The following is a 23084-nucleotide window of genomic DNA, read 5'->3' on the forward strand; positions in this document are numbered from 1 at the left end:
TCTCCTCACCTCGCCACCACATTCCCCACAAAGGTCAGCCATGTATGTCCCGCCGCATTTCGCCGAAACCCAAATGGATGAACTCCATCGCGTGATTCGAGAGCACCCCTTGGGCACACTCGTGACCCACTCGGCCAGCGGCTTGGATGCCAACCACATCCCTTTTGAGCTCGACCCCCAACGCGGAACCCATGGCACGCTGGTGGCGCACATTGCGCGGGCGAATCCCTTGTGGACGGACTTGTCGCGTGCGCCAGAAGTGATGGTGGTGTTTCGCGGCGCGCAGGGCTACATCTCGCCCAGTTGGTACCCCAGCAAACACGAAGCGCACCGCCAGGTGCCGACCTGGAACTACGAGGTGGTGCACGCCCACGGCACACTGCGGCTGATCGACGACGAAAAGTTTCTGCTCGGCATCGTCGGCCGGTTGACGCGACGCTTTGAGGCCACCGAAACGCCGCCCTGGAAGATGGCCGATGCGCCGCGCGACTATCTGCAGCAGATGCTCAAGATGATTGTCGGTGTGGAGATCGACATCACCCGCCTGGAGGGCAAGCGAAAGCTCGGGCAGAACCGGGAAATGCGTGACCGCGAAGGGGCGATTGCGGCGCTACGCGAACGCGGCAATGTGGGGCTGGCATCTGCGATGGAACGCCCATTGAGCGAGCACTAACGTCACGCCGCTGGCGCCGCATGGCGAATTTCTGCGAGCAGCGCCAACGCCGCTGCCGACAGGTGCGCGCCCGCCCGCGTGGTCACGCCAATGTGGCGCTGCAGCCCCTCCATGGGCAATGGCAACATGCGCAGTTGGCCGGCCTCCACCTCGTAGCGCATTTGGTGGGTGGAAAGGACTGTGAGCATCGGCCCCTGTAGTAGCAGGCCGCGCACCAGGGCCAGGTCGCCGGTTTCCACGGCCGGCACGGGCGGTGCCTCGCCGTGTGCTTCGAAGAACTTGGCCAGCGATTCACGCAAAGGTGTGCTGGGTCGTGACAGTACCCAGGGGTAGGCACGTAGGTCTTGAAAGCGTATGCGGCGGCGCTGCGCCAGCGGGTGGTTGGCGGCGGCCATCAGACCCAGCCGGTCGGCAAACAGGGGTTCGCTAGTCAAGGCTTTGTCGGCCAGCGGGCGCAGTGCACCCACGATGAAATCGACCTTGCCGTTCAACAGGCCGGCGCACAGTTGTTCGTAGGGGCTCTCCAGCGAGTTCACACGCAGGTGCGGGTGTTTGGCCAGTAGCGCGCTGATGGCCTGCGGCAACACGTGTGTGCGCACCAGCGGCAGCGAACCCACGGTGATGGCGCCTGCCATGTGGCCCGTGGCCGCCGCCACGTCGTCTTCGAGGTAACGCAACTCGGCCAGCGCGCGGTCGAACCGCAAGACCCAGCGCGCGCCAAGGTCGGTAGGCATCAAGCCGCGTGCGGTGCGTAGAAAAAGCTTGTGCCCGAGTGCGTTTTCCACCCGCGCAATCGCTGCGCTCACGGCCGGTTGCGAAACCTCCAACTGCCGTCCCACCGTGGGCATGTGGTGCACCTCGGCCAGCAGCGAGACGGCAAGCAGGCGCCGCTCGTCAAACAACGCATCCACCGCCGTGGCCGCCAGCGTGGCACCGGCAGATGCGGCTTCATCCAAGACGGCGGTGAGTTCATGTTCGATGCGCAAAAAGCGCTTGTGCGCGAGTTCCCCCGTGGGCGTGAGCAACATGCCACGGCCCTTGCGCTCGAACAAGGTGGTGCCCAGTGCCTCTTCCAATAAAGCGATGGAGCGGCTGACCGCAGAGGCTGCGCGCAGCAGCGCATCGGACGAGGCGCGTATGCCGCCCTGGCGAACCACGGTGCCCAATGTGCGGAGATGGTGAAGTGACAGCATGTCGGCATCGTGCCACGTATCTGCAAACCAATCATCAATGGATTCGAACGCTGGGGCTGCGATAACGCAACCCTCAGGCGCAGCAGACTCCACACAATCGTCGAAAAAATGCCGCAGGGCTGGAGATGCTTCTCTGCAAGCTGTGCGCGCTTTACAAAGGAGACAAAAAATGAAGCCCAACACCGGGTCACAAGTGCCGTCCGCGTGCGATGGCGTCTATTCGTCTGCCACGTTTGGCTGTACGAGACGCGTTGGTTCGTTTCGAACAGTCTTCGCATTCTTGAAATCTCTTCATGCATAAGGACAGCACCATGCACACGATTTTGGGCATCATCGGCTTCGGCGAAGTCGGTGGTATTTTTGGCCGGGGCCTGCGCGACAAGCCAGGTGTGGAGGCGGTGCACGCTTGGGACTTGAAGTTTGCGGTTGCTTCATCTGTTTCAGCCGCTTCGTCTTCGCAAGCCCGCGCAGCCGCACAAGAGGCGGGTGTGCAGGCAGCGGCCGACATGGCGGCGCTGTGCGCCAGCGCCAACCTGCTGGTCTCGGCCGTCACCGCGTCCAACACTTTGGCCGTGGCCGAAGAGGCGGCGCGGCACGTGCGGCCCGGCACGGTGTTTCTCGACCTGAATTCAGCGTCTCCCGGCACCAAGCAACGTGCGGCCAAGCTGTTGGAAGCGGCTGGCGCGCAGTATGTGGAAGCGGGGGTCATGACCTCGGTGCCGCCCTATGGCATTCGCGTGCCCATGCTGCTGGGTGGTGCACAGGCCGAACCGCTCGCCGCGAAGCTCAAGGACTGGGGCATGGATGCCAAGGTTGTGTCGAGCAAGCTGGGTGTGGCCTCGGCCATCAAGATGAGCCGCAGCATCATGATCAAAGGCCTGGAGGCTTTGGTGATTGAGAGCTACACCAATGCCCGGCGCTATGGCGTGGAAGAACACGTGTTGCCCACGTTGAAAGAAACCTTTCCGCAGATCGACTGGGATGCCCAAGGCGCCTACTTCTTCAGCCGCGTGATGCAACACGGCAAACGCCGTGCCGAAGAAATGCGCGAGGCGGCTAACACTGTGTCAGAAGGCGGCTTTGCGCCACTGATGGCCAGTGCCATTGCCGAAAAGCAAGACTGGGTGGCCGGGCTGGCGCGCGAAGGTTTGTTTGACGGCCTCCCGGCCAAAGCGCCGTGGCAGGAATATGCGGATCGGCTGATTGCACATTCCGACTCTCTTGCCAAAGCGAAGTAGCGCTTTTCTGCTGGCAAAAAATAAAAAGGAGACAAGCAAATGAAGAACATCGAAAACAACACTTCTCGACGCCACTTCAACCTCGCACTGCTGGCCACGGCGCTGCCGTTGTCGGCCATGGCGCAGTCTGGCGCCGGCACTTATCCCAGCAAGTTGATCCGCATGGTGGTGCCGTTCACACCCGGTGGTTCCACCGATATTTTGGGGCGCACCATCGGCCAGCAGTTGACGCAGGCCTGGGGCCAGTCGGTGGTGATCGACAACGTGCCCGGCGCGGGCGGCAGCATTGGTGCCGACAAGGTGGCCAAGGCCCCAGCCGATGGCTACACCTTGCTGATGGGCCACATCGGCACCTTGGCGGTGACGCCGTCACTCTATCCCCGTTTGCCATACGACCCCATCAAGAGTTTTGCCGCCGTGGCCTGGGTGGCGCGGGTGCCGAATGTGCTGGTGGTGCACCCCTCCGTGCCGGTCAAAACCGTGCAGGAACTGGTGGCCTATGCCAAGGCCAACCCCGGCAAGATCAACTACGGCTCGGGCGGCAATGGCAGCGCGGCGCACATCGCCACCGAATACCTCAAGCTGCAGACCGGCACGCAAATGCAGCACGTGCCTTACAAGGGCACAGCACCAGCGGTAACCGATCTGGTGGCCGGGCAAATCCAACTGATGTTCACCGGCGTGCCGGCGGTGATGGCGCAGGTGAAGGCCGGGCAGTTGCGCGCGCTGGCCGTGTCGTCGCCCAACCGCGTCAAAGCCGTGCCCGAGTTGCCGACGGTGGCCGAAAGCGGCTACCCCGGCTTTGAAGCCGACCAGTGGTACGGCGTGGTGGCGCCTGCAGGCACGCCGCCGGACGTCATCGCCAAGCTGAACCAGCAGATCAACAAGATGCTGGCCTCGCCCGAGATCACCACCCGCTTGGCCAGCGAAGGGGCCGAGGCCACGCCCAACTCACCCAAAGTGTTTGCCGACTTGATCGCCAGCGAAATCGCGCGCTGGCGCACGGTGATTGAGAAGGGCGGGGTGAAGGTGGAGTGACGCCCTGTTGGCGCGGGCGGGCGCGCCGCCTTCTTTGCTGCCGGTGCTGCCCTGGCCTGGCGGTTGCTGACTTAGACTCCATAGGCTGACATGCCCCGTTTCGCTACTTCGATGGTTTCCATCGATGGCATACTTTTAAAGTCGGCGGGGCAATTCTCAAACCCCATTGGCCGCAAGCGGTCGCCGTCACCCCTATTGATTTGCCGCAGTCTTCGCCTTCTTCTTCGACGGCACCCGATCCAAAGTTACCGTGAAGACGAACGAAATCAAAGGCTTCATCCTCACCCGCCATTGGCGGGATGCCCCCGCTGGTACCGAAATTGAGCTGTGGGTGGCCACGGATGACGGGCCGCGGAAACTGCTCATTACCGCACAATCGTCTGTGGCTTTCGTGCCGGTGCAGCATCGGGCCGCGCTTGAGATTCAACTGGCCAGCTTCCCCAGTCTGCAAGTGCGGCCGCTTGAGCTGAAGACCTTTCACCAGGAACCGGTTGTGGGTGTCTACGCGACGCATTTCCGGCAACTTGGGCGGCTGGCACGGGCGCTTCAGTCGCAGAACATCCCCGTGTTCGAAGCCGATGTGCGCCCGCACGACCGCTATCTGATGGAGCGGTTCATCACGGCGGGCGTGCTCATTGAAGGTGGCCAAGCAGAGGGCGCCACGCTTGTGGATTGCAGACTCAAACCGGCGCCCGACTACCGGCCTGCGCTGAAGGTTGTGTCGCTGGACATTGAGACCAGTCAGCACGAGGCGTTGTACTCGGTGGCGTTGGACGGGATGGCCGAGCGCGTGGTGTTCATCCTCGGAGAGCCACCGGCTGAGCAGAGTGAGCCGGGTGAGTCTTTTGACTTCGCACTCGTCTACTGCCCGACCCGTCTGGTGATGATCGAGCGTCTCAATGCCTGGTTCGACCGCAACGACCCCGACGTCATCGTCGGCTGGAACGTGATCCAGTTTGACCTGCGGGTGCTGCAGAAGACCGCTGACGATTGCGGTGTGAAGCTGCTGCTGGGCCGGGACCGCCAACCCACGCAGTGGCGCACCCACCCTGGCAAACAGGGTTACCTGTTCGCGCCCACGCCGGGTCGGCTGGTCATCGATGGCATCGATGCCCTGAGGGCTGCGGTGTGGAGCTTCCCGTCCTTCAGCCTGGAGAACGTCTCGCAGACGTTGTTGGGCGAGGGCAAGGCCATCGGTGACGAGTACGACAAGATGGCCGAGATTGAGCGCCGCTATCAACAGGACAAACCGGCCCTGGCCGTCTACAACATCCGCGACTGCGAGTTGGTCTTGCGCATCTTCGAGAAAGCCAAGCTGCTGCAGTTCGTGCTTGAACGGGCGCAGACCACCGGCTTGCAGGCAGACCACTTTGGCGGCTCCATCGCCGCCTTCAGCCACCACTACCTGCCGCGCATGCACCGCAAGGGCTATGTTGCGCCGAATGTAGGCGAGATCGCGACCAAGGCTTTTCCCGGTGGCTATGTGATGGACTCGAAGCCCGGGTTTTATGACTCGGTTGTGGTGCTGGACTACAAGAGCCTGTACCCCTCGATCATCCGAACCTTTCTGGTCGACCCCGTGGGCTATGCAGAAGGCATGAACCTGGCTGATGCTGCGATGGGTGTGCCGGGCCCGCAGGGGACTGTGTTCTCACGCGAGACGCACTGTCTGCCAGAGATCGTGACCACGCTTTCAACCGCCCGCGATGAAGCCAAGCGGCTCAAGAACGAGCCGTTGTCGCAGGCCCTCAAGCTGTTGATGAACTCGTTTGCCGGCGTGCTGGGGGCCACCGAGTGCCGCTTCTTCAACCCCAAGTTGGTTTCCGCAGTGACCCTGCGTGGGCACGAGATGATGAAACTCACCCGCGTGTTTGTGGAAGAACGGGGCTACGAGGCCATCTACGGAGATACCGACTCCATCTTTGTGTGGTTGAAGCGAGCCCACACGAATGGCGATGCACATGCCGTGGCGGCAGAGTTGGTGCGCGACATCAACGCCTGGTGGAGTCGTACCCTGCGCGACGAGCAGGGGCTGGAGAACTTTCTGGAAATCGAGTTCGATACCCACTACAAGAAGTTCTTCATGCCGACCATTCGTGGCTCAGACGTGGGCAGCAAGAAACGCTACGCGGGTTTGAGCGTCGATGTCCACGGCCAAGAGGAAATGGTCTACCGGGGCCTGGAAATGGCCCGCAGTGACTGGACGCCGCTCGCCCGGCAGTTCCAGGAGGGGTTGCTGACGCGCATTTTCCGAGACGAGCCGCACCGTGCCTTCGTCACCCACTATGCGCAGTCAACGCTGGCGGGTGAAAAGGATGATTTGCTGGTCTACCGCAAGCGCTTGCGCCATCGGCTGGACGCTTACGAGGTCAATGTGCCGCCGCAAGTCCGCGCGGCGCGCATCGCCGACGAGCACAACGCAAGGGTGGGGCGGCCCAAGCAGTACCAGAACGGTGGGTGGATTCAATACGTCATGACCGTCAGCGGGCCTGAGCCATTGGAAGTGCGCCAGTCCAAAATCGACTACGAGCACTACCTGGCCAAGCAAATTCAGCCGATAGCGGATGCGATTCTTTTCCCAAAGGGGGAGAGCTTTGCAACGCTGACCACTTCTCAGCAAAGCCTTTTTGAAGACAGGTAGCGGCAGGTCATACCACGGTCGTTTGGGGCCTATGCGGCTCGGCACGGCACAGGTAATCTGTATTAATATACAGTGTTGTGTGGCTTGGCTAGGGCTTGTTGAGAAGCCGAGCCCGCCCCACATGGGTTACAACGGACTCCAGCCAGAACATACCTCCACGACGCCCCGCCATGCCTGCACCCAAAAAAACCACCCCCACTGAAATCGACGACGCCGTGGGCGCCGTTGCCGCCAACGATGCGCCACCCCAAGGCGTGTTCGTGACCTACGAGGGGTCGCCATTTGAGTTGTACCAGCCGTACCCTCCAGCGGGCGATCAGCCCGAGGCGATCGACAAGCTGGTGGAAGGGGTGAACGACGGCGAGGTGTTTCAAACCCTGCTGGGCGTGACGGGTTCGGGTAAAACCTACACCATGGCCAACACCATTGCGCGGCTGGGGCGGCCGGCGATTGTGTTTGCACCCAACAAGACACTGGCGGCGCAGTTGTACAGCGAGTTTCGCGAGTTCTTTCCGAAGAACGCGGTCGAGTATTTCGTCAGCTACTACGACTACTACCAGCCCGAGGCCTACGTGCCGCAGCGCGACTTGTTCATCGAGAAAGATTCTGCGATCAACGAGCACATCGAGCAGATGCGCCTGTCGTGCACCAAGAGCATCATCGAGCGGCGCGACGTGGTGATTGTGGCCACCGTCTCCGCCATCTACGGTATTGGCGAGCCCGAGAGCTACCACCGTATGGTGATGACGCTGCGCAGCGGCGACAAGATGGGTCAGCGCGACGTGATTGCGCAGCTCATCCGCATGCAGTACCAGCGCAACGACACCGACTTTGGCCGCGGCAAATTTCGCGTGCGTGGCGACACCATCGACATCTTTCCGGCCGAGCACTCCGAGCTGGCCATCCGTATCGAACTGTTTGACGACGAGATCGAGACGCTGCAACTGTTCGACCCGCTCACCGGGCGCATCAAGCAAAAGATTCCGCGCTTCACGGTCTACCCGAGCAGCCATTACGTCACCCCGCGCGATAAGGTGTTGGCGGCGGTGGAAACCATCAAGATGGAACTTAGCGACCGCCTGAAAGAACTGGTGGGCCAGGGCAAGCTGGTGGAAGCGCAGCGGCTGGAGCAGCGCACACGGTTCGACCTGGAAATGCTGTCGGAGATCGGCCACTGCAAGGGCATCGAAAACTACACCCGCCACTTAAGCGGTGCCGCTCCCGGCGAACCGCCGTCCACCTTGACCGACTACCTGCCCAAAGACGCGCTGATGTTTTTGGACGAAAGCCACATCCTCATCGGCCAGTTTGGCGGCATGTACAACGGTGACCGCGCACGCAAGACCACGCTGGTGGAGTACGGCTTTCGACTGCCGAGCGCACTGGATAACCGGCCGCTGAAGTTTGAAGAGTTCGAGACCAAGATGCGCCAGGTGGTGTTTGTCTCGGCCACGCCTGCAGATTGGGAGAAAAAGCATACCGGCCAGGTGGTCGAGCAACTGGTACGGCCCACCGGCTTGGTCGACCCCGAAGTTGAAGTGCGCCCGGCCACGCACCAGGTGGACGATGTGCTGCAAGAAATCCGCATCCGTGTGGAGAAAGACGAGCGCGTTTTCATCACCACGCTGACCAAACGCATGGCCGAGCAGTTGACCGACTACCTGACGGACAACGGCGTCAAGGTGCGCTACCTGCACAGCGATGTGGACACTGTTGAGCGCGTGGAAATTCTGCGCGACCTGCGCCTGGGCGCGTTCGACGTGCTGGTGGGCATCAACCTGCTGCGTGAAGGGTTGGATATTCCTGAGGTGTCGCTCGTGGCGATTCTGGATGCCGACAAGGAAGGCTTCTTGCGCTCGGAGCGCTCGCTGATCCAGACCATTGGCCGTGCCGCGCGTAACCTCAATGGCCGCGCCATTCTGTACGCCGACAAGGTCACCGAGTCGATGCGTAAAGCGATTGACGAAACCCAGCGTAGGCGTGCCAAGCAGATCGATCACAACACGCGCCTGGGCATCACGCCGCGCAGCATCGTCAAGCAGGTGAAGGACTTGATTGACGGCGTGTACAGCGAGAAGTCAGGCCGCGAAGCCGAGAAGCTGGCGCAAGACGCCATCCAGCGTGCCAAGGTGGAAGACATGAGCGAGAAGGACATTGCCCGTGAAATCAAGAACCTGGAGAAACGCATGATGGAGCACGCACGCAACCTCGAATTCGAGAAGGCCGCGCAGGTGCGCGACCAGTTGCACGTGCTCAAAACCCGTGCGTTTGGCGCGCCGGGAACCGACAACGTCTAGCCATCGTCTAACCGGCACAGGCCGCCCATTTGCCTCTGCTTCGAGGCGGCTTGGCGAGGGCTTTTGCCCGTGTTTGAAGTGCTGGCACTAAGGGTAAATTCGGATGGTTTGCCGATTACCCGACTAATTCAATGGGGATTGTGCTAGAATTGGGGCAACAACAGGTAACCGGAAGTTGAGGGCTTGGCGCCACACCACGAGGTGGTCGCTGATCAGAGAGGAACTCGCCCCGCATTGCACGCCATACGCATGGGCTGTGCGGGCCATCAACGCTAGGTTTACGCGCACTAGAAGGAGCTTGCGATGCGACTCACCACCAAAGGCCGTTTTGCGGTCACCGCCATGATTGATCTGGCCTTGCGCCAGAACAACGGTCCCGTCACCCTGGCCGCCATCAGCCAGCGCCAACAGATTTCGTTGTCTTATCTCGAGCAGTTGTTCGGCAAGTTGCGCCGTCACGACCTGGTCGAATCCACCCGTGGCCCGGGCGGCGGCTACACCTTGGGCCGTAAAGCGGCCGACATCACCGTGGCCGACATCATTGTCTCGGTAGACGAGCCGATCGATGCGACGCAATGCGGCGGCAAAGAAAACTGCATGGGCGAAGCCGGTCGTTGCATGACGCACGAACTCTGGGCCTCTTTGAACACCCGCATGGTCGAGTTTCTGGACTCCGTCAGCCTGCAAAAGCTGGTGGACGAGCAGCTCGCGAAGGGCGTGCAAGTCGAAACCAAGCCGATGATCAAGCGTGCCATTTCCAGCATGCCCGTGGTCAAGCCGATCCGTGTGAACGCGCCGAATTCGGTGTTCGCGCTGGGCAACGCTTTCGCCAAATCTTAAGGAGTGAAAGTGGCCGCAAACAAGACATGAGCCCTGCAAGGTTTTTGTGAAGTCCGGACACTTCCCTCTGACATAAGTTTTCTTAAATTAACAGTTTTAACGCATCACCCGGCCTTGTGCACTAACGTGCGGCCCGTCGTCGGGTGACAAGGCAGGATTCAAGCCAGCCTTCATCGAGAGCTAGCCAATGGACATGACCCCACACTTCCCGATCTACATGGACTACAGCGCCACCAACCCCTGCGACGAGCGGGTGGTGGACGCCATGATTCCTTGGCTGCGGGAGCATTTTGGTAATCCGGCATCGCGTAGCCACGCGTGGGGCTGGGAAGCGGAAGCCGCTGTTGAAAAGGCGCGCGAACACGTTGCAGCCTTGATCGGCGCCGACCCGCGTGAAATCGTCTGGACTTCGGGGGCCACTGAATCGAACAACCTGGCACTCAAGGGCGCTGCGCAGTTCTACAAGAGCAAGGGCAAGCACATCATCACGGTAAAGACCGAGCACAAGGCTGTGCTCGACACCTGCCGCGAGCTGGAGCGCCAAGGCTTCGAAGTGACTTACCTCGACGTGCAAGAAGATGGCCTGGTGAACCTTGATGTGTTCAAGGCTGCCATTCGCCCCGACACCATCTTGGCCAGCGTGATGTACGTCAACAATGAAATCGGCGTCATCCAAGACATCGAAGCCATTGGTGCCATCTGCCGCGAAAAGGGCGTGATCTTCCATGTCGACGCAGCCCAGGCCACCGGTCGTGTGGCGTTCGACATCTCGAAGATGCCTGTCGACTTGATGAGTCTTACGTCGCACAAGACCTACGGCCCCAAAGGCATTGGCGCCTTGTTTGTGCGCCGCAAGCCACGCATCCGCATCGAAGCGCAAATGCACGGTGGTGGTCACGAGCGTGGCATGCGTTCGGGCACCTTGCCCACGCACCAAATCGTCGGCATGGGCGAGGCTTACCGCATTGCCAAAGAAGAAATGGCTGTGGAAAACGTGCGCATCCAAGCACTGCACGACCGCATGTTGAATGGCCTGAAAGACGTCGAACAAGTGTTCGTCAATGGCCACCTGGAAAAGCGTGTGCCGCACAACCTGAACATCAGCTTCAACTACGTTGAAGGCGAGTCTTTGATCATGGGCATCAAGGGCTTGGCGGTGTCCAGCGGTTCCGCTTGCACGTCGGCCAGCCTGGAGCCGAGCTATGTGCTGCGCGCCCTGGGCCGCAGCGACGAGTTGGCGCACAGCAGCTTGCGCATGACCATCGGCCGTTGGACCACCGAAGCCGATATCGACTACGCAGTGGAAACCATCAAGCTGAACGTGGCCAAGCTGCGTGACCTGAGCCCGCTGTGGGAAATGTACAAGGATGGTATCGACATCAGCACCATCCAATGGACGGCGCATTGATCAGCCAGCGCTGATCAACATCGAGACAACGTTTTTTTGAATCAGGCTAGCGGGGCCGTGTGGTGCCGCGCCGGAAGATGAAGAGGTAACTGAAATGGCTTATTCTGAAAAAGTGGTAGACCACTACGAAAATCCACGCAACGTCGGCTCCTTTGAAAAGGGCGACGATAGCGTAGGCACCGGCATGGTGGGCGCTCCTGCTTGCGGCGACGTGATGAAGCTGCAGATCAAGGTGAACCCGCAAACCGGCGTGATCGAAGATGCACGCTTCAAGACCTACGGTTGCGGCTCGGCGATCGCCTCGTCGTCGCTGGTGACCGAGTGGGTCAAGGGCAAAACTTTGGACGAAGCGGCTGCATTGAAGAACAGCCAGATCGCCGAAGAGTTGGCGCTGCCACCCGTGAAGGTGCACTGCTCCATCCTGGCCGAAGACGCGATCAAGGCCGCCGTCAACGACTACAAACAGAAGCACGCTGCCGCGTCCACCACTGCGGCACCCGTGGCTGCTGCGGTGCACTGAACATGGCTGTCACGCTCACGGAGGCTGCTGCCCGTCACGTTAACCGTTACCTTGCCAAACGTGGCAAGGGCTACGGTGTGCGCCTGGGTGTCAAAACCACGGGCTGCTCGGGCTTGGCTTACAAGCTGGAATACGTGGACGAGATGGCGCCTGAAGACATCGTGTTTGAAGAACATGGCGTGAAGGTGTTGGTAGACCCGAAGAGCATGGCTTACATCGACGGCACCAAGCTGGATTTCGTGCGTGAAGGCCTGAATGAAGGCTTCAAGTTCGAAAATCCGAACGAGCGCGACAAGTGCGGATGCGGCGAAAGCTTCAGAGTCTGATGCTCTGGGGGCTCCGATAAAACCGCCCGTACAACTTGTGCTGGCGGTTTTTTCTTGTGGGCTGCCATCCTCCATTTAAGTCACCATGAATCTCCAATCCGACGACTTCGAACTGTTTGACTTGCCGCGGCGCTTTGCCCAAGACCCGGCCGAGATGGCTGTGCGCTGGAAGGCGCTGCAGCGCGAAGCACACCCTGACCGCTTTGCTGCCCAAGCTGGCGCGGCGCAGCGCATGGCGATGCAGTGGTCGGTGCGTATCAATGAAGCTTGGCAACGCCTGAAAGACCCGCTTAAACGCGCGGCCTACCTGTGCGAACTGGGCGGCGCGCCCATCCAGGCCGAAAACAACACCGCCATGCCCGGCGCGTTTTTGATGCAGCAGATGCAGTGGCGCGAAGACCTGGAAGACGCCAGCACCGCCGCAGAGCTGACGCGTTTACAGGGTGAAGTGGCCGAGGCGCGCCAAGCCGCGCTGGCACAATGTGCCACGCTGCTCGACGATGCCCACGATTACGCCGCCGCCGCCCAACAGGTGCGCGCGCTGATGTTCATCCAGCGTTTTGCCGCCGACATTGAAGACCGCATCGACGCCTCGCTCGACGCGGCGGGGCAGTAGCGACAAGACGTCCAAGAGACGTTTGACGCCACCCTGTTTTCCTCACCCGATATCGACCCGTTACCAGATCTGAATCCATGGCGCTTCTCCAAATTTCCGAACCCGGCCAGGCGCCTGATCCGCACCAGCGTCGCATCGCCGTGGGCATCGACCTGGGCACCACCCACTCGCTGGTGGCCGCGATGCGCAACGGCGTGGCCGAATGCCTCCCCGACGAACAGGGCCGCGTGATCTTGCCCAGCGTGGTGCGTTACCTGACCGGCGACAAGCGGCAAATTGGTTGGGACGCCTTGGCCGCGCAAGCCACCGATCCCGAAAACACCATCGCGTCCGTCAAGCGCTTCATGGGCCGTGGTCTGGGCGATATTGCGCAGCGCGAAAAGCTGCCGTACCGCTTTATCGACAAGCCCGGCATGGTCGGCCTGGAAACCGTGCACGGCGAAAAGTCGCCCGTGGAAGTCAGCGCCGAAATTTTGGCCACGCTGCGCTTCCGTGCCGAAGACAGCTTCAATGACGACCTGTTCGGCGCCGTGATCACCGTGCCCGCGTACTTTGACGACGCGCAGCGCCAAGCCACAAAAGACGCTGCGCAACTGGCCGGCATCAACGTGCTGCGCCTGATCAACGAGCCTACGGCTGCGGCCATTGCCTACGGGCTGGACAACGCCAGCGAAGGCGTCTACGCCGTGTATGACTTGGGTGGCGGCACGTTCGACATCTCGATTTTGCGCCTGACGCAAGGCGTGTTCGAAGTGGTGGCCACCGGCGGCGATTCGGCCCTGGGCGGTGACGACTACGACCGCGCCCTGGCTGACTGGGTGCTGGCGCAAACCAACACTGCCGTCTCCAGCGCCTCTGACAAAGTGGTGCTGCTGGCTGCCGCACGCGCTTGCAAAGAAGCCTTGTCTGCTACTGATTCAGTAGCGTTTGTCGCTGATCTGGAAAGCGCCAAGCTGCAATTTGATGTCAAACGTGCTGACTTTGATGCCGCCACTGCCGCGCTCACCGCCCGCACCATGACCGCCGTGCGCAAGGCCCTGCGCGACGCGGGCCTGAGTGCGCAAGAAGTGCAGGGCGCCGTGATGGTTGGCGGCTCCACCCGCATGCCCCAAGTGCGTGAAGCGGTGGCCAAGTTCTTCGGCCAAGAGCCGTTGACCAACCTCAACCCCGACGAAGTGGTAGCGTTGGGCGCGGCCATCCAGGCCAACCAGTTGGCGGGCAATGCGGGCGCGGACGATTTGCTGTTGCTCGACGTGATCCCGCTGTCGCTCGGTATCGAGACCATGGGCGGCTTGGTCGAACGCATCGTGCCGCGCAACCAAACCATTCCGACCGCCATGGCGCAGGACTTCACCACCTACCAAGACGGCCAAACCGCACTGGCCTTGCACGTGGTGCAGGGCGAACGTGACTTGGTGGCCGACTGCCGCAGCCTCGCGCGTTTCGAACTGCGCGGCATTCCGCCGATGGCGGCTGGTGCTGCGCGCATCCGCGTCACCTTCACGGTCGATGCCGATGGCCTGCTCAACGTCAGCGCGCGTGAACAACTCAGCGGCGTAGAGGCGAAGATTGACGTCAAGCCTTCTTACGGGCTGAGCGACGAGCAAATCGCCCACATGCTGCAAGACAGCTTTGCCACTGCCGCGCAAGACATGCAGGCGCGCGCGCTGGTCGAAGCGCGAGTGGATGCCGACCGCATGCTGCTTGCCACGCGCAGTGCGCTGGCCGCCGATGGCGACCTGCTGACGCCCGCGCAACGTGCCGAGGTCGACACCCTGTTGGCCGCGCTGGAAACCGCCAAGACCACCGAGGACGCGAAGGGCGTGGAAGCCGCCACCGACCGCGTGGCCAAAGGTACAGAAGCCTTTGCCGCGCTGCGCATGAACCGTGGTATCCAACAAGCCCTTTCCGGCCAGAACATCGAGAACCTTTGACATGCCCGTCATCAAAATATTGCCCCACGCCGAACTTTGCCCAGCAGGCGCCCAGATCACCGCACCCGCAGGAACGTCGATCTGCGAGGCCTTGTTGGACAACAAGATCAACATCGAACATGCCTGCGACATGAGTTGTGCCTGCACCACGTGTCACGTGATCGTGCGAGAAGGCTTCAATTCGCTGGGAGAACTCGATGAAAATGAAGAAGATCTGCTGGACCGCGCCTGGGGCCTGGCGCCGCAGAGCCGCTTGAGCTGCCAAGCTTTCTTGGCGCAGCAGGACGTGACGATCGAGATCCCTAAGTACACGATCAACCACGCCAAAGAAAACCACTAAGCTCCTTCCCGTAGTTCTGCTCAGCCCACGCCATGCGCCAAATTGTTCTCGACACCGAAACCACCGGCTTGTCTGCCGCCACCGGCGACCGCATCATTGAAATCGGTTGCGTCGAGTTGCTGCACCGCAAGCTCACGGGCAACAACAAGCATTTCTACCTGAACCCCGGGCGCGACAGCCATGAAGACGCGCTACGGGTGCACGGCATCAGCAACGAGTTTTTGCGCGACAAGCCCAAGTTCGAGGCTGTGGCAGATGAACTGATCGCCTATTTGGCCGGTGCCGAAATCATCATCCACAATGCGCAGTTCGACGTTGGCTTCTTGAACAAGGAGCTGGAGTTGATGGGCCGTGGACCGTTGAGCGAAGTGGTGGGCAGCGTGACCGACTCCTTGGCCATGGCCAAGGAAATGTTCCCCGGCAAACGTAACTCCCTCGACGCGTTGTGCGACCGCCTGGAAGTCGACAATTCGGGCCGTACCCTGCACGGCGCTTTGCTTGATGCGGAGTTGCTGGCCGACGTCTATATCAACATGACGCGCGGCCAAGACGCGTTGCTGATCGACGTGGGCTCTGAAGAAGCCGAAGTGGGCAGTGAGACCCCACGCGTTGACCTGAGCAGTTTTGACTTGCCGGTGCTGATGGCGAGCGAGCAAGAAGATACCGAACACCAGGATTTACTCAAACAAATTGATAAATCTAGTGGCGGAAAGACGTTGTGGCGAAATCTTGAAAAAACTGTTGTATAATTCGAGGCTTACCTGATAAACAAAATCAGGGCGGTTAGCTCAGGGGTAGAGCACTGCCTTCACACGGCAGGGGTCGGAGGTTCGAAGCCTCCACCGCCCACCAGATCTTCGGATCAAAAAAGACCAGCATGAAGATGCTGGTCTTTTTTTTCGTCCGCACGCAGCGACTCTATCTTTTTGGTGTGGCGACAATCCATGTCTGTTCTTTTAGAGGTGTCCATGTCTGCTGCAACCCACGCATCGTCTCTCCATGTCTGCCTCGCAGACTACGCCAACCCCGTGCACGCGAAAGCCATTGTTGACCTGCTCGACGCCTACGCTCGCGACCCCATGGGCGGCGGCCACGCGCTACCAGCGCATGTGCGCGACCAATTGGTGCTTGCCCTGGCGGCGCGCCCCTATGCGTTCAGTGTGCTGGCTTTTAATGGGGCAGAAGAGGGCGCTGAAGCCGTGGGCTTGGTGAACTGCTTTGAAGGCTTCTCCACGTTTGCCTGCCAGCCGCTTATCAATGTGCACGACTTGGCCGTGATGCCCAGCCACCGCGGCCAAGGTGTGGGCGCGCAGTTGCTGGCGTTTGTAGAAGGCATTGCCCGTGAGGGTGGTGCCTGCAAGCTCACGCTGGAGGTGCTGCAGGGGAATGTTGGCGCTATGCGCTTGTACGAGCGTATGGGCTTCGCCACTTACCAACTCGACCCGCAAATGGGCAGTGCCCAACTGATGCAGAAGTGGCTGGTGCAGAACGACTAAAACGCCCCTCGGGCTGCAAAGAAGAGCTCGTTTTGAAGCTTTGATTGCACGCCGTCAAGCTTTGAACGCCAAATGGGCCGGGGTCAGGCCCTATCTGGGTGACGAAGTCAGAGTTTCGGAGGCAAGCCGCCAGGGGTTTGGTCGGGCGTGGCCGAAGGGGCGGGTGGGGGAGGCGTTGGGGTCAACGGCGCGCGCTCGGTATCGAATAGGGTGGATTGCACGTCTGGTGCAGGTGTTTCGGGGCGAGCGGCTGGGTTAGGACCGAAATGCGGCTCTACGGCACCGGGCTCGGTCGACGGTGGCGACTTGGCGCTGGCCGCTGGTTTTGGCGCATATTTTTGTACCACCGCTTGGGCTTGGGCCTGCATCGTTTGGGCCGCAGCGCGTGCAGCGGCAATCTTCTCGTCCATTTCGGCTTGTTCGGTTTCGAGGTCTAGGCCGTCAATGGCGCGCAAGTAGACGTCACTGGCGCCGCGCAAATACACCATGCCGGGCAGCGTAAAAGCCACGGCCACCAAGAGGCCGCCGCCCACGCTGGTGGCGATGGCGTAACCCGTCAGCCGCGCGTCTGCTGTGTCAGCCATGTCACCAAAAACACCGCCAATGCCCAAAATCGGTGCCGACAAAACGGCCGTGGCAGCCGTGCCCGCGTACAAGATGGTGCCAATCACAAGACCAACCACGCTGGAGATCAACATCACCGCAATCATCAGCAGTAGCACCATCGGCAGGCGGCGGCGTGCCACGGCCAGCAGTTGGCTCACGGTCTGCATGGTGTTGGCGCCGCCCCATACAGCTGGAGCCGCCAATGGGAAGACAACCGTAGGCACCGCGCACAAGGCGATGCCAACCACCACGACCGACACCGGAAACACCACTGTATAAAGCAGCGGCCCGAGCAATGGAATCTTGCACAGGAACAGGATGATGGCCAGCGCCACAAAGCCCGCCATGTAAAGGCCCGCCAGCAGGAGGAACACCAGAATCAGCCGGTGCGATACAGCCACAGACGCCAGCACCGCGCTCAGCGTTGGGCGCGCCGGCTCGCCACGGGCTTCGTCCATCATCATCATGCCGACGGCGTTCACGCCGTAGAACAGCACCACGTAGGCCAGCAACGCAAACAAGCCCGTAAAGATCAGGCTCAGGTTGGCCATCACACCGCCAAACGCCATGATCACCGCCGTGCAGGCCAGCGTGACCAGCAGCAGCAACACGGCACGCCAGTTGCGGATGGCGTCAACGCTGTCGATCAGCGAGCCGCTGTTCCGAATCTGGTTTGAAAGCATGAAAAACTCCTATTGTCTTGGGGTCTGGTACGTTATTCGCAAGGATGATAGCTTTGCCGGGTGTCACATGGTGGCGGAGCGCTTACAAATCCCAGAGGAGTTTCTGTGGCTGTTGGTGTCTCGCGTCACCGTCGCCCTGATAATGGAAAGCATGGAACTCATCACCTTTCTGATTGACTTTATCTTGCACGTAGACCGCCATCTGGAGGCCTTTGTGACCACTTATGGTGCATGGGTCTACGCGCTGTTGTTCATCATCGTGTTTGTGGAAACCGGCGTGGTCGTCATGCCGTTTTTGCCGGGCGACTCTTTACTGTTTGTGGTCGGCGCTTTGTGCGGCTTGGGGTTGATGAGCTTTCCGATCGCTTGCGCGGTGTTGCTGGTTGCCGCTATCTTGGGCGACCAATGCAACTTCGGCATTGGGCGCTACTTCGGGCCGAAAGTATTCCAATGGGAAAGCTCACGCTTCTTCAACAAGCGCGCGTTTGACCAAGCCCATGCCTTTTATGAGAAGTACGGCGGCTTCACCATCATTGCTGCGCGATTTATGCCCTTCATTCGCACGTTCGCTCCGTTCGTGGCGGGTGTAGCCGACATGGGCCGCGCCAAGTTCACTATGTTCAATGTGGTGGGGGCATTGTTGTGGGTGTTGGGCATTTGCACGGCTGGCTACTTCATGGGCAGCATTCCCTGGGTCAAGCAGAACCTGGACAAGATCATCTGGGCGATGATCTTGATTCCTGGCTTGATCGTGGTGTTTGGTGCCATCAAGGCGCGGCGCGCAAAGCCCGTTTAAGCGTCATTGAAACGTCATAAAAACAAAGCCGGGCTCGTGAGCCCGGCTTTGTTTTTTGCTGATACAGACCTGCAGTTTATCGACGGTTCTTTCGGTCTTGGTTGTCACCCACCTGATTCCCGATCAGCGCGCCTGCAGCGGCGCCACCCACGGTACCCAAGGTGTTGCCGAACAGCACGTTACCGGCTGCGCCGCCGACCACGGCGCCGACACCCGTGCCCACTTGCTGGTTGGTTGGATTGCTGGCGCAACCGCTCAGGCCAATCAGAGCGGCAGCGGCTGCAGAGATCAGATATTTCGTATTCATGGTCAACCCCTTCAATGTGATGTGATGCTTTGCTGTCAGACCAGTGGCGTAGCGTCCATAACGTCCTGTGGCGTCGATCTAGGTTGCGTGCTCGGCCTGTGACTCCACTGTAGGGTGGACATGGGCTGCGCCATGTAGGCCAAGGCCCACCGCATTCGTCAGGGGCGGTCCCAACTTGGTGCAGCGCATGTGACAGCGATCACCTGTGTTTACCCGAGGTTTTGTTGCTGTGGCGACATTGTTAGGCGTTTGTCCTAGTGCTGTGGGTTGGGGCGGTCCTTACGATCCGTTTCGCCTATCTGCACATCAGCACGTTAGGCACCCAATCACACAACAGGGGCCGCAGCGACACGATGGCAGACGTTATCTTGGAAACGCGAGAACTCACAAAAGAGTTCAAAGGCTTTACGGCGGTAAGCCACGTCAACCTATCGGTGCAGCGCGGCGCCATCCATGCCTTGATTGGCCCCAATGGCGCCGGCAAAACCACCTGCTTCAACCTGCTGACCAAGTTCCTGGAGCCAAGCAGCGGCACCATTCTTTTCAACGGCCAGGACATCACGCGTGAGCGGCCCGCGCAGATCGCGCGGCGCGGTGTGATCCGTTCGTTTCAGATCTCGGCGGTGTTCCCGCATCTCACGCTTTTGGAGAATGTACGCCTGGGCTTGCAGCGGCGCATGGGCACTTCGTTCCATTTCTGGAAGAGCGAAAAAACGCTCTACCGCCTGCATGACCGTGCCATGGCGTTGCTGGCCGAAGTGGGGCTGGAAGACTTGGCCGACGAGGTCACCGTCAACCTGCCTTACGGCCGCAAACGCGCACTGGAAATTGCCACCACATTGGCGATGGAGCCCGAGCTGATGCTGCTCGACGAGCCCACCCAAGGCATGGGCCACGAAGACGTAGACCGCGTGGCCGCCCTCATCAAAAAGGTATCCAGGGGCCGCACCATCTTGATGGTCGAACACAACATGGGCGTGGTGGGCAACATTGCCGACACCATCACCGTGCTGCAGCGTGGCGCGGTGTTGGCCGAGGGGCCGTACGCCGAAGTCTCCACCAACCCGCAAGTGATGGAAGCCTACATGGGCACCACCGACGGCCAACTGCAAGGAGCGCACTGATGACCCCCACGCTCCTCACTTCGTGTAGTTCGCTGGAGTCATATTGACATGGCCGCTCCCGCTCTAGAAATCAAGGGCCTTCAAGCCTGGTATGGCGAGTCCCACGTGCTGCACGGTGTTGACCTTGTGGTGCAGCCCGGCGAGGTGGTCACGCTGTTGGGCCGTAACGGCGCAGGCCGCACCACCACGCTGCGTGCGGTGATGGGCTTGGTAGGGCGACGCGAGGGCTCGATCAAAGTCAACGGTGTGGAAACCGTGTTTGAGGCCACGCACAAGATTGCCCACCGTGGCATTGGCTACTGCCCTGAAGAACGCGGCATTTTTGCCAGCCTCACGTGTGAAGAAAACCTGTTGCTGCCCCCGGTGCTGAAAGTGCAGGGCGGCAGCGCAAACAAGGGCATGTCGATCGGTGAAATCTACGACATGTTCCCCAACCTCGCCGAGCGGCGCAACAGCCCCGGCACACGCTTGTCGGGTGGTGAGCAGCAGATGTTGGCGGTGGCGCGCATCCTGCGCACGGGGGCCAACCTGTTATTGCTCGACGAAATTTCCGAAGGCCTGGCGCCGGTGATTGTGCAAGCCTTGGCCCGCATGATCACCACGCTGCGCAGCAAGGGCTACACCATTGTGATGGTGGAGCAGAACTTCCGCTTTGCCGCGCCCCTGGCCGATCGTTTCTATGTGATGGAGCACGGCCGCATGGTCGAGTCTTTCACTGCCAAAGAGTTGGACGCCAAGATGCCGGTGCTCGGCGAATTGCTTGGCGTTTAAGGTTTAAGAGCGTTTTAGTTTTTTCGTCAGTTCACCCACTCACCAAGCACTAGAAGGAGACATTCATGACGCACAAAACCACGGTACTCGCCGCATTGCTGGCTGCGGCCGGCCTCATGTCCGCCACGGCCCACGCGCAAGACGCGGTGAAGATCGGCTTCGTCACGGACATGTCGGGCCTCTACGCCGACCTGGAAGGCAAGGGCGGCGCCACGGCGATTCAAATGGCCATTGAAGACTTTGGCGGCAAAGCGCTGGGCAAGCCGATCGAGTTGCTCACCGCCGACCACCAAAACAAGGCCGACATCGGCGCCTCCAAAGCACGTGAATGGATCGACACCGCCGGCGTGACCATGGTCTTCGGCGGCAGCAACTCGGGCGTGGCGCTGGCCACGGCCAAGGTGGCCAGTGAGAAGAAGCGCGTGTTCTTCACCAATGGTGCAGCGACTTCTGCGTTGACCAACGAGCAGTGCAGCCCGTACATCGTGCACTACGCTTACGACACCGTGGCGTTGGCCAAGGGAACAGGTGCGGCGGTGGTCGACACCGGTGGCAAAAGCTGGTTCTTCTTGACCGCCGACTACGCCTTCGGTCATGCGCTGGAAGCCGACACCACCAAGGTGGTGAAAGCCAAGGGCGGCACGGTGGTGGGCGCAGTGCGTGCACCGCTCAACGCATCTGACTTCTCTTCGTTCTTGTTGCAGGCGCAGAACTCCAAAGCGCAAGTGCTGGGCCTGGCGAACGCAGGTGGTGACACCGTCAACTCCATCAAGGCGGCCAAGGAATTCGGTATCGACAAGACCATGAAGTTGGCCGGCCTGCTGGTGTTCTTGACCGATGTGAAGAGTCTGGGTCTGCAAGCCACCCAAGGCCTGCTGCACACCACCAGCTGGTACTGGGATGCGGACGATGCTTCGCGCAAATGGGCGGCGCGTTATGAAGCCAAAACCAAGAGCAAGCCCACCGACATTCAGGCCGCCGACTATTCGGCCACCATGGCCTACCTGAAGGCAGTGGAAGCTGCCAAGACCACCGATGCCGACAAGGTGATGGAACAGCTCAAGAAGACGCCCATCGACGACTTTTACGGCAAGGGTGTGATCCGTCCCGATGGCCGTTTCGTGCACGACATGCTGCTGGCCGAAGCCAAGACGCCAGCCGAATCCAAAGGTCCATGGGATCTGCTGAAGATCATCAAGAAGATCCCCGGCGACCAGGTCTACACCACCAAAGAAGAAAGCAAGTGCGCGCTCTGGAAGTGATGCGCCCGGTGTGATGTGGCAGAAAGGCGCCCCGCTGGTCGGGGTGCTTTTCTAAATCTCCTTTTGATCTAGCCCGGTAGACGATTAGTCCAAATGACCATCTCCATGCCCGCCCTGTTGAGCCAGCTTCTGCTGGGCCTCGTCAACGGCTCGTTCTACGCCATTCTGAGCCTCGGCTTGGCGGTGATTTTTGGCTTGCTCAACGTGATCAACTTCGCCCACGGCGCGTTGTTCATGATGGGCGCCGTGGGGTCGTGGATGGCCATGACCTACCTCGGCATCAACTACTGGGTGATGCTGATCGCCGCCCCCATCATCGTGGGAGCTTTTGGCATCGTCATCGAACGCCTGTTGCTGCGGCGCATCTACAAGCTCGACCACCTCTACGGCCTGCTGCTGACGCTGGGTCTCACGCTGTTGATCGAGGGCGGCTTTCGCTCGGCCTATGGCGTGTCCGGCCTGTCGTACAGCGCACCAGAAGCGTTGAGCGGCGGCACCAACCTGGGCTTCATGTTCTTGCCCAACTACCGTGCTTGGGTGGTCGTGGCCTCGTTGGTGGTGTGTTTGGCCACCTGGTACGGCATTGAGAAAACGCGCTTGGGTGCTTACCTGCGTGCGGGCACCGAGAACCCGCGGCTGGTGGAGGCCTTCGGTGTGAACGTGCCCTTGATGGTCACGCTGACCTATGGCTTCGGCGTGGCGTTGGCCGCCTTTGCCGGTGTGCTCGCCGCGCCGGTGATTCAGGTGTCGCCACTCATGGGGCAGAACCTCATCATCGTGGTGTTTGCTGTCGTGGTGATTGGCGGCATGGGCTCGATCATGGGTGCCATCATCACCGGCCTGGGACTGGGCGTGATCGAGGGGCTCACCAAAGTGTTCTATCCCGAGGCGTCATCCACCGTGGTGTTTTTGATCATGGTGGTGGTGCTGCTGATTCGGCCCGCCGGACTGTTTGGCAATGAAAAGTGAAGCGCG

General features: G+C 60.6%; 22 protein-coding genes and 1 tRNA gene. 20 read left to right on the forward strand and 3 right to left on the reverse strand.

Annotation, left to right across the window (positions count from 1 at the left end):
• Nucleotides 1-40 precede the first annotated feature (40 nt).
• The gene (locus ACPWMG_RS09090; protein ID WP_483304317.1) at nucleotides 41-673 is read left to right on the forward strand and encodes an FMN-binding negative transcriptional regulator; all 633 of its coding nucleotides are present in this window, start codon (nucleotides 41-43) and stop codon (nucleotides 671-673) included.
• A 2-nt stretch (nucleotides 674-675) separates the two neighbouring features.
• Here ACPWMG_RS09090 and ACPWMG_RS09095 read toward each other — a convergent pair whose 3' ends face one another.
• On the reverse strand, nucleotides 676-1866 hold the full coding sequence (locus ACPWMG_RS09095; RefSeq protein WP_483304318.1) for a LysR family transcriptional regulator: 1191 nt from the start codon (nucleotides 1864-1866) through the stop codon (nucleotides 676-678).
• 311 nt (nucleotides 1867-2177) lie between these two features.
• Here ACPWMG_RS09095 and ACPWMG_RS09100 point away from each other — a divergent pair, with 311 nt between their 5' ends.
• The 14 genes from ACPWMG_RS09100 to ACPWMG_RS09165 all read left to right on the forward strand — a co-directional run bounded on the left by ACPWMG_RS09100 (nucleotide 2178) and on the right by ACPWMG_RS09165 (nucleotide 16560).
• The gene (locus ACPWMG_RS09100) at nucleotides 2178-3104 is read left to right on the forward strand and encodes a DUF1932 domain-containing protein (protein ID WP_483304319.1); all 927 of its coding nucleotides are present in this window, start codon (nucleotides 2178-2180) and stop codon (nucleotides 3102-3104) included.
• A 39-nt stretch (nucleotides 3105-3143) separates the two neighbouring features.
• Nucleotides 3144-4142, forward strand: a complete 999-nt coding sequence (locus ACPWMG_RS09105) for a Bug family tripartite tricarboxylate transporter substrate binding protein (RefSeq protein ID WP_483304320.1) — start codon at nucleotides 3144-3146, stop codon at nucleotides 4140-4142.
• Nucleotides 4143-4392: 250 nt separating this feature from the next.
• Nucleotides 4393-6783: a DNA polymerase II gene (locus tag ACPWMG_RS09110; RefSeq protein WP_483304321.1), complete on the forward strand. Its 2391-nt coding sequence runs from the start codon at nucleotides 4393-4395 to the stop codon at nucleotides 6781-6783.
• Nucleotides 6784-6953: 170 nt separating this feature from the next.
• Nucleotides 6954-9080 carry an excinuclease ABC subunit UvrB gene (gene uvrB, locus ACPWMG_RS09115; RefSeq protein WP_483304322.1) on the forward strand — a complete coding sequence of 709 codons (2127 nt, stop codon included), beginning with the start codon at nucleotides 6954-6956 and terminating at the stop codon, nucleotides 9078-9080.
• Nucleotides 9081-9383: 303 nt separating this feature from the next.
• Nucleotides 9384-9920 carry a Fe-S cluster assembly transcriptional regulator IscR gene (iscR, locus tag ACPWMG_RS09120; RefSeq protein WP_422829422.1) on the forward strand — a complete coding sequence of 179 codons (537 nt, stop codon included), beginning with the start codon at nucleotides 9384-9386 and terminating at the stop codon, nucleotides 9918-9920.
• Between the two features lie 187 nt (nucleotides 9921-10107).
• Complete coding sequence (locus ACPWMG_RS09125; RefSeq protein ID WP_483304323.1) at nucleotides 10108-11328, forward strand: IscS subfamily cysteine desulfurase; 1221 nt, start codon at nucleotides 10108-10110, stop codon at nucleotides 11326-11328.
• 94 nt (nucleotides 11329-11422) lie between these two features.
• On the forward strand, nucleotides 11423-11848 hold the full coding sequence (iscU, locus tag ACPWMG_RS09130; RefSeq protein ID WP_483304324.1) for a Fe-S cluster assembly scaffold IscU: 426 nt from the start codon (nucleotides 11423-11425) through the stop codon (nucleotides 11846-11848).
• A gap of 2 nt (nucleotides 11849-11850) precedes the next feature.
• Nucleotides 11851-12174, forward strand: coding sequence for an iron-sulfur cluster assembly protein IscA (iscA, locus tag ACPWMG_RS09135; protein ID WP_483304325.1), 324 nt, complete (start codon nucleotides 11851-11853; stop codon nucleotides 12172-12174).
• An 85-nt stretch (nucleotides 12175-12259) separates the two neighbouring features.
• Nucleotides 12260-12790 carry a Fe-S protein assembly co-chaperone HscB gene (gene hscB, locus ACPWMG_RS09140; protein WP_483304326.1) on the forward strand — a complete coding sequence of 177 codons (531 nt, stop codon included), beginning with the start codon at nucleotides 12260-12262 and terminating at the stop codon, nucleotides 12788-12790.
• 77 nt (nucleotides 12791-12867) lie between these two features.
• Entirely contained in the window at nucleotides 12868-14724 is a 1857-nt protein-coding gene (gene hscA / locus ACPWMG_RS09145; protein ID WP_483304327.1) for a Fe-S protein assembly chaperone HscA, read from the forward strand.
• A gap of 1 nt (nucleotide 14725) precedes the next feature.
• Nucleotides 14726-15064 carry an ISC system 2Fe-2S type ferredoxin gene (gene fdx / locus ACPWMG_RS09150; protein WP_483304328.1) on the forward strand — a complete coding sequence of 113 codons (339 nt, stop codon included), beginning with the start codon at nucleotides 14726-14728 and terminating at the stop codon, nucleotides 15062-15064.
• A 32-nt stretch (nucleotides 15065-15096) separates the two neighbouring features.
• Nucleotides 15097-15813, forward strand: a complete 717-nt coding sequence (gene dnaQ / locus ACPWMG_RS09155) for a DNA polymerase III subunit epsilon (protein ID WP_483304329.1) — start codon at nucleotides 15097-15099, stop codon at nucleotides 15811-15813.
• Nucleotides 15814-15841: 28 nt separating this feature from the next.
• Nucleotides 15842-15916 (forward strand) — tRNA-Val (locus ACPWMG_RS09160).
• A 116-nt stretch (nucleotides 15917-16032) separates the two neighbouring features.
• Nucleotides 16033-16560, forward strand: a complete 528-nt coding sequence (locus ACPWMG_RS09165; RefSeq protein WP_483304330.1) for a GNAT family N-acetyltransferase — start codon at nucleotides 16033-16035, stop codon at nucleotides 16558-16560.
• Between the two features lie 107 nt (nucleotides 16561-16667).
• Here the strand turns inward: ACPWMG_RS09165 and ACPWMG_RS09170 are convergent, their stop codons facing one another.
• Nucleotides 16668-17849: a hypothetical protein gene (locus ACPWMG_RS09170; RefSeq protein WP_483304331.1), complete on the reverse strand. Its 1182-nt coding sequence runs from the start codon at nucleotides 17847-17849 to the stop codon at nucleotides 16668-16670.
• Between the two features lie 151 nt (nucleotides 17850-18000).
• Here ACPWMG_RS09170 and ACPWMG_RS09175 point away from each other — a divergent pair, with 151 nt between their 5' ends.
• The gene (locus ACPWMG_RS09175) at nucleotides 18001-18645 is read left to right on the forward strand and encodes a DedA family protein (protein WP_483304332.1); all 645 of its coding nucleotides are present in this window, start codon (nucleotides 18001-18003) and stop codon (nucleotides 18643-18645) included.
• Between the two features lie 76 nt (nucleotides 18646-18721).
• On the opposite strand, the gene ACPWMG_RS09180 is transcribed toward ACPWMG_RS09175, so the two are convergent.
• Nucleotides 18722-18952: a glycine zipper domain-containing protein gene (locus ACPWMG_RS09180; protein WP_483304333.1), complete on the reverse strand. Its 231-nt coding sequence runs from the start codon at nucleotides 18950-18952 to the stop codon at nucleotides 18722-18724.
• Between the two features lie 353 nt (nucleotides 18953-19305).
• On the opposite strand from ACPWMG_RS09180, the gene ACPWMG_RS09185 reads away from it, so the two are divergent.
• The 4 genes from ACPWMG_RS09185 to ACPWMG_RS09200 all read left to right on the forward strand — a co-directional run bounded on the left by ACPWMG_RS09185 (nucleotide 19306) and on the right by ACPWMG_RS09200 (nucleotide 23078).
• Entirely contained in the window at nucleotides 19306-20076 is a 771-nt protein-coding gene (locus tag ACPWMG_RS09185) for an ABC transporter ATP-binding protein (protein WP_483304334.1), read from the forward strand.
• 48 nt (nucleotides 20077-20124) lie between these two features.
• The gene (locus ACPWMG_RS09190; RefSeq protein WP_483304335.1) at nucleotides 20125-20847 is read left to right on the forward strand and encodes an ABC transporter ATP-binding protein; all 723 of its coding nucleotides are present in this window, start codon (nucleotides 20125-20127) and stop codon (nucleotides 20845-20847) included.
• A 65-nt stretch (nucleotides 20848-20912) separates the two neighbouring features.
• Nucleotides 20913-22109: an ABC transporter substrate-binding protein gene (locus tag ACPWMG_RS09195; RefSeq protein WP_483304336.1), complete on the forward strand. Its 1197-nt coding sequence runs from the start codon at nucleotides 20913-20915 to the stop codon at nucleotides 22107-22109.
• Between the two features lie 93 nt (nucleotides 22110-22202).
• Nucleotides 22203-23078, forward strand: coding sequence for a branched-chain amino acid ABC transporter permease (locus ACPWMG_RS09200; protein ID WP_483304337.1), 876 nt, complete (start codon nucleotides 22203-22205; stop codon nucleotides 23076-23078).
• Nucleotides 23079-23084: the final 6 nt, after the last annotated feature.

The sequence above is a fragment of the Hydrophilobacter chitinilyticus genome (assembly GCF_049860745.1).
GTDB lineage: Bacteria > Pseudomonadota > Gammaproteobacteria > Burkholderiales > Burkholderiaceae_C > Rhodoferax_B.